The sequence below is a fragment of the Chitinophaga sp. H8 genome (genome assembly GCF_040567655.1).
Lineage (GTDB): Bacteria > Bacteroidota > Bacteroidia > Chitinophagales > Chitinophagaceae > Chitinophaga > Chitinophaga defluvii.
In genome coordinates this window covers 2026225-2046532 of sequence record NZ_JBEXAC010000001.1, presented here as the reverse complement: position 1 = coordinate 2046532, position 20308 = coordinate 2026225, and the positions used below count along the sequence as shown (strand labels likewise).

The 20308-nt window shown below is 44.3% G+C and carries 18 protein-coding genes; 8 read left to right on the top strand and 10 right to left on the bottom strand.

The window, feature by feature from the left end:
- Nucleotides 1–6 precede the first annotated feature (6 nt).
- From ABR189_RS07765 to ABR189_RS07750, 4 genes are all read right to left on the bottom strand, one after another.
- Nucleotides 7–582: a putative glycolipid-binding domain-containing protein gene (locus tag ABR189_RS07765; RefSeq protein ID WP_354659901.1), complete on the bottom strand. Its 576-nt coding sequence runs from the start codon at nucleotides 580–582 to the stop codon at nucleotides 7–9.
- Nucleotides 575–2896 (bottom strand): FdhF/YdeP family oxidoreductase, encoded by a 2322-nt coding sequence (locus ABR189_RS07760; RefSeq protein WP_354659900.1) that lies wholly within the window; start codon nucleotides 2894–2896, stop codon nucleotides 575–577. Before ABR189_RS07760 ends, ABR189_RS07765 begins: the two co-directional genes overlap by 8 nt.
- Before the next feature lie 19 nt (nucleotides 2897–2915).
- Nucleotides 2916–3755: a formate dehydrogenase accessory sulfurtransferase FdhD gene (gene fdhD, locus ABR189_RS07755; RefSeq protein WP_354659899.1), complete on the bottom strand. Its 840-nt coding sequence runs from the start codon at nucleotides 3753–3755 to the stop codon at nucleotides 2916–2918.
- Between the two features lie 70 nt (nucleotides 3756–3825).
- The gene (locus ABR189_RS07750) at nucleotides 3826–4233 is read right to left on the bottom strand and encodes a hypothetical protein (RefSeq protein WP_354659898.1); all 408 of its coding nucleotides are present in this window, start codon (nucleotides 4231–4233) and stop codon (nucleotides 3826–3828) included.
- Between the two features lie 118 nt (nucleotides 4234–4351).
- Between ABR189_RS07750 and ypfJ the strand changes: the two genes are divergently transcribed.
- The gene (gene ypfJ, locus ABR189_RS07745; RefSeq protein WP_354659897.1) at nucleotides 4352–5218 is read left to right on the top strand and encodes a KPN_02809 family neutral zinc metallopeptidase; all 867 of its coding nucleotides are present in this window, start codon (nucleotides 4352–4354) and stop codon (nucleotides 5216–5218) included.
- A gap of 81 nt (nucleotides 5219–5299) precedes the next feature.
- On the opposite strand, the gene pncB is transcribed toward ypfJ, so the two are convergent.
- Both pncB and ABR189_RS07735 read right to left on the bottom strand, forming a co-directional pair.
- On the bottom strand, nucleotides 5300–6466 hold the full coding sequence (gene pncB / locus ABR189_RS07740) for a nicotinate phosphoribosyltransferase (protein WP_354659896.1): 1167 nt from the start codon (nucleotides 6464–6466) through the stop codon (nucleotides 5300–5302).
- Nucleotides 6467–6571: 105 nt separating this feature from the next.
- Nucleotides 6572–7408 (bottom strand): ion transporter, encoded by an 837-nt coding sequence (locus tag ABR189_RS07735; RefSeq protein ID WP_354659895.1) that lies wholly within the window; start codon nucleotides 7406–7408, stop codon nucleotides 6572–6574.
- Nucleotides 7409–7547: 139 nt separating this feature from the next.
- On the opposite strand from ABR189_RS07735, the gene ABR189_RS07730 reads away from it, so the two are divergent.
- Both ABR189_RS07730 and ABR189_RS07725 read left to right on the top strand, forming a co-directional pair.
- On the top strand, nucleotides 7548–8261 hold the full coding sequence (locus tag ABR189_RS07730; RefSeq protein WP_354659894.1) for a DUF4377 domain-containing protein: 714 nt from the start codon (nucleotides 7548–7550) through the stop codon (nucleotides 8259–8261).
- A 79-nt stretch (nucleotides 8262–8340) separates the two neighbouring features.
- Nucleotides 8341–8802, top strand: coding sequence for a DinB family protein (locus tag ABR189_RS07725; RefSeq protein WP_354659893.1), 462 nt, complete (start codon nucleotides 8341–8343; stop codon nucleotides 8800–8802).
- Nucleotides 8803–8813: 11 nt separating this feature from the next.
- On the opposite strand, the gene ABR189_RS07720 is transcribed toward ABR189_RS07725, so the two are convergent.
- Nucleotides 8814–10760 carry a sensor histidine kinase gene (locus ABR189_RS07720; protein ID WP_354659892.1) on the bottom strand — a complete coding sequence of 649 codons (1947 nt, stop codon included), beginning with the start codon at nucleotides 10758–10760 and terminating at the stop codon, nucleotides 8814–8816.
- A gap of 307 nt (nucleotides 10761–11067) precedes the next feature.
- Between ABR189_RS07720 and ABR189_RS07715 the strand changes: the two genes are divergently transcribed.
- From ABR189_RS07715 to ABR189_RS07700, 4 genes are all read left to right on the top strand, one after another.
- Nucleotides 11068–12336: a TCR/Tet family MFS transporter gene (locus ABR189_RS07715; protein WP_354659891.1), complete on the top strand. Its 1269-nt coding sequence runs from the start codon at nucleotides 11068–11070 to the stop codon at nucleotides 12334–12336.
- A 71-nt stretch (nucleotides 12337–12407) separates the two neighbouring features.
- Nucleotides 12408–12683 (top strand): Rdx family protein, encoded by a 276-nt coding sequence (locus ABR189_RS07710; RefSeq protein ID WP_354659890.1) that lies wholly within the window; start codon nucleotides 12408–12410, stop codon nucleotides 12681–12683.
- Between the two features lie 77 nt (nucleotides 12684–12760).
- Complete coding sequence (locus tag ABR189_RS07705) at nucleotides 12761–13900, top strand: BamA/TamA family outer membrane protein (protein ID WP_354659889.1); 1140 nt, start codon at nucleotides 12761–12763, stop codon at nucleotides 13898–13900.
- 151 nt (nucleotides 13901–14051) lie between these two features.
- Nucleotides 14052–15044 carry an outer membrane beta-barrel protein gene (locus ABR189_RS07700; protein ID WP_354659888.1) on the top strand — a complete coding sequence of 331 codons (993 nt, stop codon included), beginning with the start codon at nucleotides 14052–14054 and terminating at the stop codon, nucleotides 15042–15044.
- 75 nt (nucleotides 15045–15119) lie between these two features.
- On the opposite strand, the gene ABR189_RS07695 is transcribed toward ABR189_RS07700, so the two are convergent.
- Nucleotides 15120–16082: an aldo/keto reductase gene (locus tag ABR189_RS07695; protein ID WP_354659887.1), complete on the bottom strand. Its 963-nt coding sequence runs from the start codon at nucleotides 16080–16082 to the stop codon at nucleotides 15120–15122.
- A 200-nt stretch (nucleotides 16083–16282) separates the two neighbouring features.
- On the opposite strand from ABR189_RS07695, the gene ABR189_RS07690 reads away from it, so the two are divergent.
- Complete coding sequence (locus ABR189_RS07690) at nucleotides 16283–17104, top strand: DUF6630 family protein (protein ID WP_354659886.1); 822 nt, start codon at nucleotides 16283–16285, stop codon at nucleotides 17102–17104.
- A 52-nt stretch (nucleotides 17105–17156) separates the two neighbouring features.
- Here the strand turns inward: ABR189_RS07690 and ABR189_RS07685 are convergent, their stop codons facing one another.
- Both ABR189_RS07685 and ABR189_RS07680 read right to left on the bottom strand, forming a co-directional pair.
- On the bottom strand, nucleotides 17157–18674 hold the full coding sequence (locus tag ABR189_RS07685; protein WP_354659885.1) for an arylsulfatase: 1518 nt from the start codon (nucleotides 18672–18674) through the stop codon (nucleotides 17157–17159).
- 49 nt (nucleotides 18675–18723) lie between these two features.
- The gene (locus ABR189_RS07680) at nucleotides 18724–20175 is read right to left on the bottom strand and encodes a Gfo/Idh/MocA family protein (RefSeq protein WP_354659884.1); all 1452 of its coding nucleotides are present in this window, start codon (nucleotides 20173–20175) and stop codon (nucleotides 18724–18726) included.
- Nucleotides 20176–20308 lie beyond the last annotated feature (133 nt).

Below are 20308 nucleotides of genomic sequence, written 5' to 3'. Positions count from 1 at the left end.
GACATGCTAATATTTTTCCGGATAGATTCTTTTAAAGATACCCGGATAATCTGTCACCAAACCATCGTCATCAAAAGGCAGGTCGGCCGAAAAAGCTACCGTATGCTGATCATATCTTTCATAACGGTAATGTTGTTCATCCAGGCAGGTATAGTGTTGCTGCACCTGTTGCAATTCGAATTCCGGCAATTTAATATAGAGCATATTCACTACTTTCTTTTCCCCAGGTTGGAAAGACAGACGCTTTACCGGCAGTGTATTGGTGAAAGGTGTTAATGAAATATCTATATCCAGACAGCTATCAAATGCCTCAATATGGTTGCCTGCCAGATCAAACCAATGTCCTGCCAGGTCAGAGGTAAGTTTAATCTCCCTGCCATGAGGAGCGAGGGAACGGATATGGAACCAGGACACTTTCCAGTTGCCTGTCATTTCTATTTCATATTGCAGTGCAAAGGGCTGCACACCGATAACCCCTGTAATATTTCCGCAGGCGTTTCTCAATCCATTATTATCCGAAAGCGTAAAATGTTCTATAGCCGGCCATTGCATTGCCTGCCACATTACAGTTGTATTACTCATGCTGGGGGTCACTTTTCTTTATTTTCAATATAACCATTTTGGAAGTAGGCGTATTACTTTTATCTGCCACACTGTTGACCGGCACCAATACATTCGTTTCCGGGAAATAGGTGGCAGTGCATCTGGAAGGAATACTGCATGCCACTATAATAAACTTACGGGCTACACGTACTACCCCTCCATGGTCATTATACAGATCTACCACTTCGCCAGGCTTAAAACCTGCCTTACTGATATCGCCTTCATTCATGAAGATCACGCGTCTTTCATTATACACACCACGGTAACGGTCATTGAGTCCATATATGGTTGTATTGAACTGATCATGACTCCGGATGGTCATCATCATATACTCATCTGCTGCCAATGGGGTAGTCACTACCTGGGCTATATTAAAATGTGCTTTCTGGCTGTGTGTATCAAAACGTCCTTCGCGGGTGCAATTGGGAAGATAAAAGCCACCTGGATGACGCACTCTTTCATTATAACGTTCAAAGCCTGGTATTACCTTCGCAATATCATTACGGATATGATCATAGTGAGATGCATACAATTGCCAGGGTGCTTTGGAACGTTGCCCAAGCGTTGCCATCGCCATCCTGCATACTATAACCGGCTCACTAAGTAAATGTTCAGACACCGGCTGCAGATTACCTTTAGATGACTGCACAACCCCCATGGAATTTTCGCAGGAAACGAACTGCTGTTCATTCCCGACCATATCTTTATCACTTCTTCCCAGGCAAGGTAATATAATCGCTTCTTTTCCATGTACCAGGTGACTGCGGTTAAGCTTGGTAGACACCTGTACTGTGAGGCTGCAGTTGCGTAATGCCCTGGCTGTGTATTCCGTATCCGGAGTAGCAGATAAAAAGTTGCCTCCCATCGCGATAAATACCTTTGCCTTGCCCTCATGCATGGCATGTATTGCTTTTACTACATCATATCCATGTTCCTGTGGAGGCTCAAAACTATATACCTCCTCCAGTTTTTTTAACAACGCAGGAGAAGGTTGTTCATAAATACCTACAGTACGGTCGCCCTGCACATTACTATGTCCTCTGACAGGGCAGGTACCTGCCCCAGGCTTACCGATACTTCCTTTCAGCAGGAGCAGGTTCACGACCTCCTTAATGGTATCCACTGCATTTTTATGCTGGGTCAGTCCCATTGCCCAACAGGCAATTATTTTCTTTTTTTGCTGTAATACTGTTGCGGTTTGATAGATCTGTTCTGCCGGGATACCACTGTCAGCAATCAACTGTTCAAGGTTGCATTGCTTCAGGTGTGTAACGTAGGCATCATAATCCAATGTATGCGCAGTAATAAAGTCCTGGTCAAACACAGTACCCGGATGCTGTTCTTCCTCCTGCAGCAGCAGGATGGCCAGAGCTTTCATGAGTGCCATATCCCCATTTATTTTCACCTGCAGGAAAATATCTGAAAGATGCGTTTTGATATTCAGGACCCCGTCAATAGTTTGTGGGTTGAGAAAATTCAGCAAGCCTGTTTCCGGCAATGGATTTACTGCAATAATAAATGCTCCGTTCTTTTTAGCCTTTTGCAATGCGGAAAGCATACGTGGGTGATTGGTGCCGGGATTTTGTCCCAGGATAATGATCACTTCAGCCTCATACAGATCTTCCAGGGTCACAGATCCTTTGCCGATACCCAATGATTCACCCAAAGCCACCCCGCTGGATTCATGACACATGTTTGAACAGTCGGGCAGGTTATTGGTGCCATATTCTCGTACAAACAACTGATATAAGAATGCCGCCTCGTTGCTGGTCCGGCCGGAAGTATAAAAAACGGCCTCATTGGGAGTAGCCAGTTTGTTCAGGTGGTGGCCTATTTTATCGAAAGCCTGTTCCCAGGAAACCGGTTGATAATGCGTACCTCCTTCTGGCAGATACATGGGTTGCGCAATCCTGCCTTTCTTACCGATTTCATAATCGGTGAGCAATCCCAGTTCAGCTACACTATGTTGCGCAAAAAAATCCGGTGCCAGTTTTTTCGTGGTAGCCTCTTCGGCAACCGCCTTGGCCCCATTTTCACAATATTCTGCAATAGCTGAGCGGTCATCATCCGGATCCGGCCACGCGCACCCCGGGCAGTCAAACCCATCCTTCTGATTCAATTTCGCCAATGCTTTTAATCCGCGCAGTAGGTTCATTTCTTCGAGGATATGTCTGGCACTGGACCATACAGCAGGAATACCTGCCGCTACGGTTTTAGGTTTCCCCAGCTTTAATCCGGTAAACCTCTCCGGATTTTGCGCACCGGGGATAAGTGCTTGTTGCTCCTTCATCATTCCGCTTGTTTTATGATGATCAAAAAGTAATTCTTTCTGCGCCGCTATAGATATTAAAACGTTGTTCCCGCAGAAAACCAATAAGCGTGATATCCCATTCCTGTGCCATTTTTACGGCCATGCTGGACGGAGCTCCTACGGCAGCAATGATGGGGATGCCTGCCATAGCCGCTTTTTGGATGAGTTCGAATCCGGCACGTCCACTTAATAATAACAAACATCTAGATAATACTGTTGCCGCTGTATCCAGAGAGGCGCCAATGATTTTATCCACCGCGTTATGCCGGCCTATATCTTCCCGCATCAGCAATAGTGTTCCATCAGTATTAAACAAGGCAGCAGCATGCAAACCACCGGTATTTTCAAATATTTGTTGTGCTGCTTGCAGCGTACCTGGAATACGATGCAGGAGAGCGGCAGGAAAGAGAAAAGGAGATGATACTTCCTGTTTTTTTACTCCGGTAAGAATGGCGTCAATACCCGCCTTTCCACACATGCCACAACTGGATGTAGCCAGGAAATTCCTTTGGGTGGTTTTCAGCTCCGGGGTTACCTGCTCTCTTAACGTAACCTGGATAACATTACTTCCGGGAAGCGTTCCACTTATTTGCCGGATATTGGTAATATCTGCTACAGACCTGATAATGCCTTCGGTAAATAAAAAGCCGGTGGCCAGCTCTTCATCATGCCCTGGTGTACGCATCGTTACGGTAAGGCTTTGCTGCTGGCGGTTGTGAGAAGGGCCATGGATCAGCTTTATTTCCAGGGGCTCTTCAGCCGCCAGGAAATCTTCCGCATCTGTTACAACAGCAGCATTGACCTTTTTTATATGGATGTGAGCAATTGCAGCGGTGTTCATAATCAAATTTACAAAACAAAACGCACCAATTGCAAACGCTGCTCCATGGCATAAGGTATTTTGGCACCTCTTATGGCAGCGGTACCAATGTAATCACTTCAGACAAGCTGCTCCGTGAAGGGAGAAAATTACTGAGTACTATCTTTTTACTGCTTCTTTCAATAATCTTGTATCCTTTTTCTATAATGGGCATCGCGTTATCCTGCTGCTTAAACATATAAATAGAATCCTTTCTTAACTGATAGGCAAAGCTTACATAAAAGCGCCCGGGGGCAGGCTTAATATCACTACCCAGATTAAAATAGGGTAAGCTGGCGCAAAAGTCGCAAGGCGGAGAAAAGAAAATGGTATCCAGCCTTTGGGAGCTTTCTATCCAAACACCGCTGATGGATCTGGGTAATGGTTCCTCAGGGGGTGTCTTAGATTTCCGGCATGCTAAAACAGTCAGTAACAGTAATAAAGGCATCCATGTTTTCATACAAGGGATATTTAAATATTTAGATATTCTGGTTGTTTTATAACGTATATAAATTAAAATAGTTACAGCGCAGGCATATTCCGGCAAAAAATGTACTTTAGGATTAAATTACTTTCTTATGCGTTGGCTAAACACAAGAATGAGCGACAATGTAGAAGACCGCCGGGGGGGTGGGGGCGGTATGCGCAACCTGGGTATTGGTGGTGGTATTGGAGGTATCATTATCATTGTCCTGGCCCTTTTACTAAAACAGGATCCCCAGCAAATTATGCAGCAGGTGCAGCAGGGGACCGGGGGGACCGGGGGGACTGAGCAGTCGGAAAAGGTAACTGAACGCAGTGATGAAATGTCGAAGTTTGCGGCCACGATGATGGCTAACACAGAAGATGTATGGAAAAAGTTGTTTTCAGACATGAACAAAACCTATACAGATCCCAAAATGGTCATCTTTACAGAGGCCAGCCAGTCTGGTTGCGGCTTTGCCCAATCTGCTATGGGACCGTTCTATTGCCCTGCCGACCAGAAGGTATACCTCGATTTATCTTTTTTTAATGAGATGCAGCAGCGGTTTAATGTATCCGGCGATTTTGCACAGGCCTACGTCATTGCGCATGAGGTAGGGCATCATGTACAGAACCTGTTGGGTATCAGTGATAAGGTACAGGCCATGCGCCAGCGGGTGAGTGAGAAAGAATATAACAAACTGTCTGTAAAACTGGAATTGCAGGCTGATTTTTTTGCAGGTATATGGGCTTATTATGCGCAGAAGATGAATTTCGTGCAACTGGATCCCGGAGATATTGAAGAAGCATTAAATGCTGCCAATGCGGTAGGCGATGACAAATTACAACAGGCAGGGCAGGGGCATGTAGTGCCTGATGCATTTACCCATGGGACCTCTGCACAAAGGATGCGTTGGTTTAAAAAAGGCTTTGATACTGGTGATCTCAGTCAGGGGGATACTTTCAATACTACCAATCTTTGATTTTCTATAGCTGGCGCCATGGCTGCTGCAATTTCCCTTTAAGGTAAAGGTTATTGTGGCAGCCATAGCCGTTGCTACTTTTCAGACGATACCTAACATCGCTTTAGCCAGTGCTATCATCTGCTCATCTCCGGTATATTTGCCACTAACATCTGACAGTTTTACCACTGGCGTCCAGTCTGTAGCATCTTCAGGATAAGCTTCATACATTTTCACAACAATATTTAATGGTTGCAGCCCCACATCGTTCGTAAAGTTCGTCCCCACGCCAAAAGAAATACCAATCCTGCCACTACAAAACGTTGCTATACGGGCTACCTTTTCATAATCCAACCCATCAGAAAAAATGATGGTTTTGCTAAGCGGGTCAATGCCCATCTTTTGATAATGTTGCATGGTACGTTCCGCAAATAATAAAGGATCACCGCTGTCATGCCTCACCCCATCAAACAACTTGGTAAACTTTTTATCAAACTGCTCAAAAAACACCTCCGAAGTATAGGTATCAGACAGCGCTATTCCCAGATCTCCGCGATAAACCTGTACCCAATGTTCCAGCCCAAGCATATTAGCCATCTTAAAACCATATTTGGCGCCATGGTACATAAACCATTCATGTGCATGTGTACCAATGGGCTTTATACCATTACGCATCGCCAGATGTACATTGCTCGTACCTATAAAACAACCTTTGCCAAACTCCTTTAAGGTTTGTACTACCAACCGGTGCACTGCATAGGAATGCCTCCGGCGCGTACCAAAATCGGCAATGGTGATCTGTAACGCCTTATATTTTTCGATCTTCTCTTTATTAATACGGACCACTTCTTCATCCGGCACTCTTTCCAGTTGGTTTAACTGATAATACAACTCACAGATCAGTGACATCAATGGCACTTCCCACAGAATAGTACGGTACCAGTATCCTTCTACATATACTTCCAATTCACCTTCCTGCTGCGCAATATGTACCTCCGCAGGATCATACCGGTATCCCTGTAAAAAATCGAGGTAGGTAGGATCCAGGTAAGAGCAGGTAACTGCCAGGTACTCCTTTTCTTCCCGGGTCAGTTGCAACCCCTTCAATTCGTTCACAGCTTCCCGCAATGCAGTTCCAAAGCCTGGTGGGAATACATGTTTTCCGCGATTAATAAATTTATAACGGGCACGCGCCTTTGGAAATAGTTTTATCACGCAATGCTGCATGGTAAATTTATAGAAGTCGTTGTCCAGAATAGAAGGTAGCATGTGTATGTTTTAAGTGCCGTGAGCTACTAGCTATGAGCCACGAGTTTTTGTGCTTTGTGGTATGTGTGGTTGCAGGGTCATTAACTAAAGCTAATGGCTAATAGCTCATTTTTCCATCTTACTCCCACAATATTTACAGTATACTGCATCAATATCATGTCCTTCCCTCATACAATTCGGGCATACCTGCATGCTTACTTCGTTCTTACTGCGGATGCGGTTCATTTCTACGGTAACAATACCGGTAGGTACTGCAATAATGGCATATCCCATGATCATGATCATAGCTGAAAATGCCTGTCCCAGGGGAGTAACAGGCGCGATATCCCCATAACCTACTGTTGTTAATGTTACAACGGCCCAATATACGCTGATGGGAATACTGGTAAAACCAGAATTGTGTGCTGACTCAATCACATACATCAGGGAGCCTAAAACAATGGTCAGGAGGATAATAAAAAAGAAGAACACCCCAATCTTACGCCGGCTATTCTTCATTGCCAGCACCAGTTGCTGGCTTTCATTAATGAACTGTACCAGTTTAAAAATACGCAATACCCTTAACAAGCGAAGCACCCGGATGATCAGCAAAAAGTGTGCACCACCAAAAATGAATTCCAGGTACATTGGCAGGATACAAAGCAGGTCAATCAATCCATAAAAGCTAAAAATATATGCCCGTGGCCGGTAGCTACAGTATATCCGGAAAATAAACTCCAGTGTAAAAACGATCGTAAATAGCCATTCCAACACCCTGAACCATATCCCGAAACGGGTGCCCAGGCTAGCCACACTTTCCATCATGATCACGATTACACTTAACAGGATTAATACCAGTAGAATGACATCAAATAACTTTCCGGCCGGTGTATTTGCTTCAAAGATGATATCATGCCACTTTCGCTGAAAGGGGGTTAAGGACCTCCTGTTGTTATTATCCATACGCTGCAAGTTATTTAAATTATATGTTTTCGTTGGATAAGCATACCCAATAAAAATAGGGAAAAAACTCTTGTTCACCAGAATGAACAAATTTGGTATTATTTATGTTAGTTCACTTGTAGCAAATAATCAATACACCATGACACACACTTTTTTATATGCCGCAGGAATATCACTAGTTGTATTAAGTGCCTGCCAGGGCGGGCAGAAACCCACCACCGAAACACAACAGGACAGTATTGCATCTACAAGCCCCCCGGTAGAAAATGAAGATAGTTACTATGCAGCAGCATTACCGGCTGCTTCCAGTCCCGGACGCACCATTGAGCTTTCTGTAAAAGCCAACGGAGATGCCGAAATGGTAACAGATTACAATAACTTCTCTCCGGAAATCGTACAAATGGGATCATGGGTGCAACAACCGGAGGACCGCATCCTGTTGTCATTGGTAACTGTAGGAAGCGGGATATCCAAAAAAGATACCCTTGTTTTCAAAAAGGAAGGCACTACCCTGGTATATGAGGGTACAGATATGGGGACCGCAGGGTTAAAACTGACCAAGGCAGAAAAGCCTGCTCCGAAAGAAAAAGAGCTGACCATGTGGGTAAATAAGAAAAAAGGCACCTGTAATACAGGAGCCGGAGCGCCCCAGGAATGTTATCTGATAGCTTACGGTAAAACAGCCCCTACCAAGGAAAGTGAATGGGAAAACTTTTCTTCGGAAATAACTGGTTTTGATTATAAGCCTGGTAAAATATACCAGCTGAAAGTACTTCGTAAACCACGCCAGCATCCACCACAGGACGTAAGCATGTATACCTATGAATTAAAGGAAGTGATCTCTGCTAAATAACATTTGCAAAATCAGGGACTGAAGGATGCTATACGCAGGTATGGCATCCTTTTTCATTTTTATGCCTTAATTTAGCTGTATGCTTAATCATATTTTACTGGAGCTTTTTAACCGGGATTTGCCCCGGCTTGAACAGGAAATAGCTGCCTATCCAACTGCCGCCGCTATATGGTTGATACCACCTGGAATCAGCAATGCAGCCGGCACATTATGCCTTCATCTCAACGGCAATCTGAATCATTTCATTGGCGCCACACTGGGTAATACTGGTTATGTACGCAACCGTGAACTGGAATTCAGTGCCAGGGATGTTCCCAGAGAGGAGTTAATTGCAGGTGTACAGCAAACACAAAGCATGATCAATATTGTGCTGAAACAGCTTTCACAAGAAGAGCTGGATAAGGAATATCCGCTAAAATTTTCTGATAGTATCCTTACTACAGGTCATGTATTGATCCATCTTACTACTCATCTGAATTACCATCTGGGACAAATCAACTATCACCGCAGACTGATGGGGATGCGTGGCACTGCTTTATAACTATATGTATATTATTCTGCGGGAGACATATTCACAGGTATCTGTTCCTGTATAATCATTGTGTAGGGGCGGGGAGCGGCATCTACTTCATCTGATAAAGGAATAGTGAAATAAAAACTGGTTCCCTTTGCCGGTTTGCTGATAAACCATATTTTACCATGATTGCGTTCTACAAAATCCTTGGAAAGATGTAAGCCCAAACCACATCCCTTTTCATTTTGTGTGCCCACGGTAGAATAATAAATATTGGAAAATATCCTACTCTGATTTTCTGGTGCTATCCCTACACCATTATCCTGTATGCTCAGTTCTATTACCTGAGTATCGCATTTGCCTGATACTGTAATTATGCCACCCGGTGGTGTAAACTTAATCGCGTTATTGATCAGGTTTCTCAGCACCAGTTTAATCATATCCGGGTCAGCATACACCATTACCTGATTATTAAGGTGATGAATTAACTGTACCTCTTTTTGACGTGCCAGTGTTTTAAGCAATTCAAATTCCTGGCTGATTAAAGTTGTGATGTCAAAATCATCTGCTTTTACACCGATCCCTTTCATTTGATTGCTGGCCCAATGCAGCAGATTATCCATCATGTAAGCCGTATTCTTCATATCCCGCCATAACTCATCCGTATAATATCTGAACTGGGCAGCAGATATCTTATCATCCCGGAGCAGGAAGAGAAGGCCTTCCAATATGGCCAGGGGAGAACGCAGATCATGGGAGATCACTGAGAATATTTTATCCTTTACTTCATTGAGATTCCCCAGTGCTGCATTCTGTTCCAGTATTATGTGATTTTGTAACGACACTTCCTCACTTTTACTGTTCAACTGACGGAACAGCTCCTGTTGGCGCCGGTATAAGCGATATATTACAATAGTAACAACAAACAGGCTGGCCAGCAGCAAAGCCCCTGCCAGTACAAGCATCCATTGTTGCCGTATCGTAGCCAGATGCAGCAATTGCTCTTTTTTCAGCATCTCATTCTCTCTTTCCTTCTTTTCTGATTCGTACTTTTGCTGCGTATTGGCGATCAGTTTTGTTTTCTGCACATTAAAAAAGGCTTCATTCAATGCAGCAAACTCTTTATAATTTGCTAGTGCGGCTGTAAAGTTATTCCTGGCTGAATCCAGTTGCGATCTGTTCTTATAATAGATCATTTCATTTTTAGCATTCTTCAGGCTGGTATTTAAAGTAGCAGCGGCTGCAAGGCTTTTCTCCGCATTTTTAAAGTCCTTTAACATAGTTTGTGCCTGTCCCATATTCAGATAGGCCTTCGTAAGCCCATGTAGATTTTCGGCTTCCCGGTAATAATCAGCTGCCTGTTGTTGAAATCTTAATGCTTCATCATATTGCTGCCAGGTAAAATAGATGAGTCCCATATTTTCATAGGTCACAGCCAGCCCGCGTCTGTCATTTAAAGTTTGTTTTATTTGTTCCGATTGTTTGAGAAAATAGAGTGCAGAATCCGGCATGTCCAGCCTCATATAAGAACTGCCCATGTTATTCAGGGTACGGGCAATTTCGGCAGATTCCTTCAACCGCCGTTTTATGTGCAGCGCCTTTTTCAGATATCTCAGTGCCTGGCGTGGATTTTCCTGTTCAATAAACACATTACCTATATCATTATTAATGATTCCCAGGGCCCGCAGATCCTTCAGGCTATCTGCAAGCATTAGCGCATCAAAGGATAATTGCATCTGTCGGTCCAGGTTACCCTTGCTGTTTTCTACCAGGGACAGGTTACGGATGGCCCATATTTTCCCGGTTGCAAACGCCAGGCTGTCACTTAGCGCCATGGCCTCCTGGCTTAATTGTTCGGTCAATACGGGATTTTGGGTAAAATATGCTCTGGCCAGCTGATTCAGCAGTTTAATCCGGCTGGTATCCCTGCCTACATGCTTATCCAATACCTTCTGCAGACTATCATGCGCCGGTGGCTGTGCCATAGCTGCAGTGAATGATAAAAGCAATAAAAAACATAGATACGTTTTCACGGATAAGGGTGGCATAGTATAAAACGTTGTTGTTGGCAGAGCAGTAGGGGTATCAGCGGTAATTACCTTACTGTGGAATAAAATTAGGTATAATGCCGGAGGTTTCAAAAAAAAGCGGGCCAAAAACCATTTCTTGTCAGTTTTTGGGGGTGTTTATTCATCATATGAGCTATTGCGTTTGTCAAATGATGAACAGAGGACAAATAATAGTAATTCAATATTTTGCATTCTTCACTATCTTTCGCCAAAATTTGCTGGAATGACTGTAAAAAGAAGTGCTGCGTTGGGCTTTATCTTCGTCACCATACTCATCGATGTTATAGGATTTGGTATTATTATCCCTGTTATCCCCAAGCTGATCGAACATCTTACCGGTGAAGGCTTGAGTGCTGCTTCCAGGTACGGAGGCTGGCTAGCGGCTTCGTATGCTATTATGCAATTGATATTTTCACCTATCATAGGTGGACTGAGTGATAAATATGGCAGAAGACCTGTATTGCTCTTTGCCCTGATGGGGTTTTGCCTCGATTACCTGTTGGTGGCTTTTGCTCCCAGCATTGCGTGGTTGTTTGTAGGCCGTATTATAGCAGGTATTACAGGAGCCAGCATTACCACAGCTACTGCTTATATTGCAGATATTAGTACACCAGAAAAACGGGCACAGAATTTTGGTCTGGTAGGGGCTGCCTTTGGACTTGGGTTTATCATAGGCCCGGTATTGGGTGGCATCTTCAGCCAATGGGGGCACCAGGCACCTTTTCTGGCGGCAGCCGGATTAACCCTGATTAACTTTCTTTACGGCTATTTTGTATTACCGGAGTCTTTACTGCCGGAAAACCGCCGGCCTTTTGACTGGAAACGGGCTAATCCGGTGGGATCATTGATGCACCTGGGCCGGTATCCGGTAGTAATGGGCATGATCATTACGCTGGTATTACTATATATTGCTGCCCACTCCGTGCAATCCACCTGGACCTTTTTCACTATGCTGCAATTCAACTGGGATGAAAAAATGGTAGGTTACTCCCTGGGATTTGTAGGGCTGATGGTGGCCCTGGTACAAGGCGGCCTTATCAGGATTGCCATCCCCAAACTGGGGCAGCGTAATGCCATTATTACGGGTATGCTGATGTATACACTAGGTTTTTCGTTGTTCGCTTTTGCTACCAAAGGCTGGATGATGTTTATCTTTTTGGTTCCCTATTGTCTTGGAGGTATAGGAGGCCCGGCATTACAAGGGCTTATTTCTTCTCAGGTACCGGCTAACGAGCAGGGAGAACTACAAGGTGCTTTAAACAGCCTTATCAGTGCGACTGCTATCATTGGACCGCTCATGATGACCAACCTGTTTTCCTGGTTTACTGCAGCCGATGCCCCTCTGCATTTTCCCGGCGCACCCTTTGCAGCCGCTGCTGTGCTTACACTGGCCGGTTTGTTTTGTGCACTACCATCCTTAAAAGCATTTAAAGAGCCATCTAAAACACCTAAAACGGTAGATACCAGTGCTGCTACAACAGTGGGACATTAATATCTCCCGGAGGTGCCAGCACTATTATCGTCAGGCACAAACGCATACCATCATATTAAAAACATCATCAAATGAAACCAGGCATCACTATAGAATATTGTCCCAAATGTGGTTGGCTGCTCCGTGCGGCATACATGGCCCAGGAGCTGCTTACCACTTTTACAGAAGATATCAGCGGAGTGACGCTTAAGCCAAGTGAAACGGGTGGCGCTTACCTGATTTACCTGAACGATGAGATTATCTTCAATCGCAAGGATGCCGGACATTTTCCTGAAATAAAAACACTTAAACAAACTGTGCGCGACCGGGTGAATCCGGAAAAGAGTTTAGGACACAGTGACAGGTAAAACACCCGCCTGGATGTATCAATTTCAAAACATATACATTTGCAGCTCAGTATATCAGAAATTTGGACATCAGCAACATGTTAAGAACCATTCGCCTTACGCTTGTTTTACTTATAACCGTCCTTAGTGTACACGCACAGGATACCATATTACCCCGTAAAAGCAGTTTTTTACCCCTGCCTGTGCTGGGCTATTCTCCGGAAAAAGGATTGGAAGTTGGAGCCGCTATGCTTTATTCTTTCTATACCAATAAAAAGGCTCCGGACCTGATCACCCGCAACTCTACCATCAACCTCATTCCCAGCATCACTACCAAAAATCAATATAAAATTGATCTTAAAGCTGATATCTGGACTAAAGACAATACCTGGCATTACAGGGGAGAACTGAGATATCACAATTATCCGGTATATTTTTATGGGATAGGAGATAGTACCCACTATGATGACCGTACGCTGGTGGGCAATACCCGGTTTAAAATGCAATTGGAAGGGGAGAAGCGCATTAGTGGCCATTTTTATGCCGGAGCCTCTATTATGTACCAATATAATGAATTTAGTGCTAAAGAAAACAAAGGCATCTATCCAGGAATATCACTAACAGATAAAGCAGGGGGGCATGTTACTTTCATAGGGGTGACCGGTATTTTTGACAACCGTGATAATCAGAACTATACTACCAGAGGCACCTGGCTAAAACTCAATGTAGCGCATGCACCTGCATTTATAAGCACTACGCCACTCTGGAAGGTGGAAGCACAGGGAAAACAGTTCTTTACACTTTCTGAGAAAAGTACCCTGGGCTTCAACGGTTACTTAAACAGCATACAGGGTAAAAATAAACCCTTTTATCTCCTGCCTGAAATGGGGAATGATATGATTATGCGGGGCTACTATACCGGGCGCTACCGGGAACAGAATTATCTGGCTTTACAAACTGAATACCGTTATCTCGTTGATCCTAAAATAAGGGTGAAGATCTGGTTTGTGGATACCAGTCCGAAGTTTGCGCTGGCAGCTTTTGCAGGTACCGGCACTGTATTTTCCAATCGCAACCTGGATCTAACCCGTTTGAAACCTAATTATGGTCTTGGGATCCGCTATTTCTATGATGAGGCCTCTCGCTTAACAATACGGATCGACTATGGCTGGGGGGAAAAGAGACCCGGTGAGAAAAGACAATCAGGGTTTTATCTTTCTTTAGCTGAAGCCTTTTAATGTTTCCCGTCTAACAGCACAAACTTACATCCTGTATATAACGCCCACCAGGCTACGTACATAAAGCAGGCATCACTTTTGATGTTTTGGTAACAATTCGTTAACTTCCTATAGACGGAACAACCGAATACTATCACCAAAACAATTCTATATGAAAAGCCTCACCATGCTTTCTACAGCCATCTTTGCACTGGCCTGTACAGCCAATGCCCAGTCTGTTAACGATCCGGCACCATCAAAATTCTATTTAAAGGCAGCCGGAGGCTATTTCTTCAGTGTGTCGCAGGGACAGTTCCCCGATGTGGGGCAGTTTCCCCCCAGAGATATACGTCAACAGGCAGATCCTGTTACAGGTGCTACCACTATCATTTCCCAAAAAGTGCTGACCGGTTCCTATGGTGCCGGAGGGCGGGGAGGATTGACCTTTGGCTGGAATATCAATAAGTATATGGCACTTGAGGGAACATTTAACTACTTCCATAGCCAGAAGAACCTGATGACCAAAAATATCACCACTGTAAAAGGTACCAGCCAGGTAGCTGCCAGTGTGGAATCGCATGGATATGTGAATAGCATCGATTTCGCACCCAGCCTGGTACTGAGCCCTGGGTTGGAAAAAGTAAACCCTTATGTACGTTTCGGGGTAGTTGTTCCGTTATGGGGTAACCTGAACATTGAAACGGATGCCACCCGTAACAGCCCCGGCCCATCCGGCAGTATTGCGCAAACAACTATTCATCGTAAAGAAAAGATCCATCCCAATCCTACCATCGGATTTCAGGGGGCCCTGGGAGTAGTGTTCCCGGTTGCACCCAAACTGGGTATTTTTGTAGAAGCAGAATACCGTAACGTTCCGGTAAAAGGAAAAGATAAAGAAGTAACCGCTTATGATGAAAAGACGAATGTGGTGAATCCAACTACCGGGCAAGTCATCGCAACCACTTCCCGCGGTCTCGATGATCTGAGTGTTGCTGAAAAGAAAACAAAATATGTAACTACCCTTGATCAAAATTCCAACACACCCACCGGAACACAAGGCTCACAAACAATGTATAAAGATAATAATGCTCCCGCCAATGATCTTAAATCCTATATCAATATTGGCGGACTGGGGGTGAATGCCGGTATTAAATGGCGGTTCTGATATATTATTCGGGTATAAAACAAAAGAGCCAGCCTGAAAAGGCCGGCTCTTTTACATTTCTCATAAGCAAATATCTTATTGATGCGCCCACTCACTGGCGGTATTTAATATTTCCATAGCAGCATCATCCAGCTGCAATACTACTGCTTTTGTCAGGTCTGCCAGTTGCTCTGTACTGGTAGCACTTGCAATAGGCGCCGCAATACCCGGACGATGGATTAGCCAGGCAATTGCCACGCTGGCAGCAGTTGTATTATACTGCGTTGCTACCTGATCCAAGGCGCCAAGTATACGTAATCCACGATCATTTAGATAAGTCAGCGCTTTTTGCCCCCTGGCACTCTTACTCACATCCTCCTGCGAACGGTATTTGCCTGTAAGAAAACCACTGGCTAATGCATAATAATTAATAACACTCAATCCTTGCTTCTCACAGATAGGGGCATAGCTTTTTTCAAACTCTTCGCGGTCGTACAGGTTATATAACGGCTGTAATGTTTCGTACCGGGGGTATCTGTTCCTTTCACTTGCATCCAGTGATAACAATAATCTTTCCGGGCTCATATTAGAAGTACCGATTACCCTGACCTTCCCTTCCTTTATCAGCTGTCCATAAGTATCCAGTGTTTCTTCCACTGGCGTATTCATATCATCATAGTGCGTCTGATAGAGATCAATATAATCAGTTTGTAAACGTTGCAGGGAATCCTCTACCGCTTTTAATATATAGGATTGGGTTAGCTTAAATCCTCCTTGCCCCATATCGGCACCTACCTTTGTAGCAATCACCACCTGATCCCGGTTGCCCCGTTGTTTTAACCACTTTCCAATGATCGTCTCTGATTCTCCTCCTGTATGCCCCGGTACCCACCGGGAATAAACATCAGCGGTATCTATAAGGTTGAAGCCTGCATCTACAAAACCATCCAGTAACCGGAATGAAGTAGCCTGGTCTGCTGTCCACCCAAAAACATTACCGCCAAAAGCCAGTGGCGCTACCGATAATTCAGATCTTCCAAGTTTACGTTTTTCCATCATGCATTAATTTAAGCTGACCGTATTCATTTATTCTTCCTTTCTAATGCCATTGACTTTCAACCATACAAATCTATCAAAAGTGATACCACACTAAAAAGAGTTCTTTAAAATACCATGAGATGTGCTAATTGTACCAGCCTACGATATCCCTTCTAATTTTTGGACAATCTGTCTTACTTTTGTTGCATATCCACCTCACTATGCATTCACCACACACCAGTATAACTAAAGATACCTTTGATTGGCTAACACGGGCATATGGTCTACCAGGCGGATACTCGCATTTTGATAGTAAAGAAAGCGTTGCCCATGAAGTTTTTACTGATAAGGTACTGATCAGTACTGCATTCCTCAACTTTGCTTCTTATGAACTGGCATTTCATCAAAATCAGCTGATTATCAAAAAAACAAGGCTGGACAACTATAAACTCCAGGACGATGCGGTCCTTATCACAGATGAAATGGAGCAGGAGGATTGGGAAGAACTGGATATACGCTGGCAGGAAATGGTATATGCACTCCGAAACCGGGAAAAGTTACAGCAGTTGACCAATGCCAGAGATCTGCTGGAGCAGCTTTTTTATGACATTTTTGAAGAAACGGCTGCAGAGCAATACATTGCCCGTTTACCTAAGGTGGTTAAACCCATAGTACCTCATATCTGGAAGGAGTTGGAAACAGCCCTTCAAGGCGCTAATAATCTGATAGTATGTGAATGGAACGAGTTGCTGGACACTGCACTGGATGATCTGAATGCCCTGGCGCCATTGCAAACTGCGGGCATTTCCCTGCAAGCACCCGCACCGGAAGCTTATGAAATGATCTTCAATAATACAGAAGATGCAGGGAAAGGGATCCTAGATTTCCTGAATCAGCAACTGGAGGTACATGAACTAAAAATTGCAGCATTGGGAGAAGTGCTGGATGAGTATCAGGCATTTGCTTGCCTGCCTACGCAGGACCTCCGCCTGGCAAATGCCATGACAAGGCTGGATGAGCTTTGCCTGGTATGTTTTTTTTAGACGGAAGAACAAAACAATATTCGCTCGAGCAGCTGCTACTTTTCGTACGTTCCTAGAGGTTTATTTGTTTCACATCGAATTTTGGAGAAAGAAACTCCCATTCTCTGATGTGTGCCGGCTGATGTTCCTTTTTCACAATAGCATCAAACCGGCGGATCAGTTCAGGATGCTGGTCAGCCACATCCACTGTTTCTGCAGGATCAGTGATCAGGTTAAACACCATCCACTTATTATCCGGCTGCTTACGGAGATTCAGTTTCACTGCTTTCCAATCACCCATACGAATAGCCAGTTGTCCTCCTTTTTCCGGATACTCAAAATACAGGTAATCATGTTTTTGTTGCTGCGCCCTTTTCCCAAGCAATTCAGGTAAAAAAGAAATACCATCCGTATTATCTGCGTGTTGGCCTGTTAATTCTGCCAGGGTAGCCATCAGGTCATATTGGGCGGAGATAAGGTCACTGGTTGTACCAGCAGGTATTTTGTCTGGCCATCTGGCAATAAAAGGTTCCCTGATCCCACCTTCAAATACATCCATTTTTAGCCCACGTAAACCGCCTACACTATTAAAAAAAGCATAATTTACCCCACCATTAAAAGTAGCGCCATTATCGCTAGAAAACATAATGATGGTGTCATCATCCAATCCCAATGCTTTGATTTTATCCATGATAATACCTACCTGGTCGTCCAGATAAGTGATCATCGCAGCATAAGTGGAATAAGGGTATTTAGCAGGGGCATATCCTTTGTCACCGTAATAAGGTTGTTCTTCAAACGTTCCTACATACTGCTGAATATAGGCATCCGGTGCCTGTAAGGAAACATGCGGGATTGTATATGGCAGATAGAGGAAAAAGGGTTGATCTTTATGCTTATCAATAAAGCCCAGGGCTTTTTCCGTCATCTTTTCCGGCGCATAAACATTCCCCTTATAATATGCAAAATCCTCGTCCTTTGTAGTAGCAGGGTCTAGTGGACGATGAACGCTGATAGGTGGATTATCCAGTGTATCCCACCTTTCATTTTCCCATAAATGAGAAGGGTAGAAGTTGTGCGACTGCTTTTGATCCAGGTAACCATAATAGTAGTCAAATCCTTGTCTTAAGGGCGAACCAGTGGTACCATTCATTCCCAGTCCCCATTTGCCACAGAGGCCTGTAGTATAACCCGCTTTCTTTAATAGCGTTGCAATGGTAAAGGTACCTTCCGGCAAAGGCATTTGTCCTCCTTCCATATTGTCTTCAAAACCACCCAGTTCATAGTTGCCCCGGATATAAGCGTGTCCGCCATGCTTACCCGTCATGAGCATACAGCGGGCTGGGGCACATACCGGTGTGCTGGTATAATGCTGTGTAAACCGCATGCCTTCTTTTGCCATCTTGTCAAGATGCGGTGTTTTGATCTTTTGCTGACCATAACTTCCCAGCTCGCCGTATCCCATGTCATCTGCATACACATAAATGATATTGGGCCGTTTCACCTTTTTATTATTCTTTTTTGCTTGCCCGTATAGCTGCCCGCAAGATAATACCAAAGCTAAGCCCAATAAACATTTTATCACTTTCATTGCAATCTCTTTAAACTACACACTGTCCTGTATATGCTACTATCGCACTTTATACATTCAACTGCCCTTTAGCGGCATCTTTTTCTGCTTTTTTCACACCTGTATTGCCACCACCATCAAGGGTAAGGTTTACAGGTTTATTGTTTTTCCAGGCGCCTCTGGTAAAATCAGGAATATCCATGCTGCCGGAACGTTTGGCAATTGACTTGCCACTAAGTGGAATAATACTGCTCCAGGAAGCAGCATCATATACATCCATATCCAGTGGCAATCCATTACGCAAGCAGTCTATCAACCGCCAGTCCATCATAAAGTCCATACCACCATGGCCACCTATCTGCTTGGCTATTTCCCCTACGTGTTTGATAATTTCCGGGGTATATTTTTCGTATAATTCTTTCAGTTCAGCTTCCTTAATCCACTCATGGCCAAAAGAAATCTTTTCAGGCTCCGGCCATTTCTGTGCAACGCCTTTTGTACCGCTGATCAGGTGAATACGGGAATAGGGGCGGGTAGAGGTCACATCATGCTGAATCATAATGCTCTTACCTTTATTGGTCTTGATCACGGTGGTGTTCATATTACCGCGATAGTTTTTATTCGCAAACTCTTTGTAGAAAGGATCGGCAGCTGCTTTTTCATTAGCCATTTTCTGCATCTGGAAGTCATTGCTGGACAATGATACCAAGTAATCCATTTTATCCCCGCGGTTAATGTCCATGCATTGTGCCACAGGTCCCAAACCATGCATAGGGTATAAGCTACCATGCATTTTATAGTTTTCTCTCAGGCGCCACATGTTTGCATAACCGTTTTTAGAGAAGTTCAGGTCCAGCAGATTATGGATATAAGCTCCTTCTGCATGCACCAGCTCACCAAACAAACCATGGCGGGTCATGTTCAGTGTCAGCATTTCAAAGAAATCATAGCAGCAATTTTCCAGCATCATACAATGCTTACGGGTCTTCTCGGAGGTTTCAACCAGCTGCCAGCATTGGTCCAGGGTAAGTGCAGCAGGTATTTCCGTAACGGCGTGTTTACCATGTTCCATAGCATATACAGCCATTGGGGTGTGCAGTTCCCAGGGGCTGGTGATGTATATCAGGTCAATGGCTTCCTTACTAATCATATCTTTCCAGCCGTTTTCACCGGAATATTCTTTTGCTTTAGGCATACCTGCTTTTTCCAGGATTTGTTGCGCTTTAGTTACTCTGTCGGGGTACAGATCGCAGAGCGCCACAATTTCCACGCCTTCAATATGGCTCATACGGGATACTGCACCGGGACCGCGCTGGCCTAAGCCGATGTGGCCAATACGTACTTTATCCAGTTTTGGGGCTGCATATCCAGACATATTGAAACGCTGTGACTTTGTACCCGTTTGCAGTGCATGCTCCAGTTCCCGATCACGGGAATCATTGCTGGCAAAGGAAGGGATACCAATAGATAAAGCACCGGAGCCGAGGGCCAGCTGGCGCAAAAATTTCCTACGATTACTCATACAAACCAGTTTAAATAATAAGTTTTATCAGTTATAATTGGGTTTTGCTCCGGCTATTTTGTTCACTTAAACGCCGGGTGGAACTGCTAAAGATAATCATGGCCGGCACGAAAAGAAAACTTTTTGCGTTTTT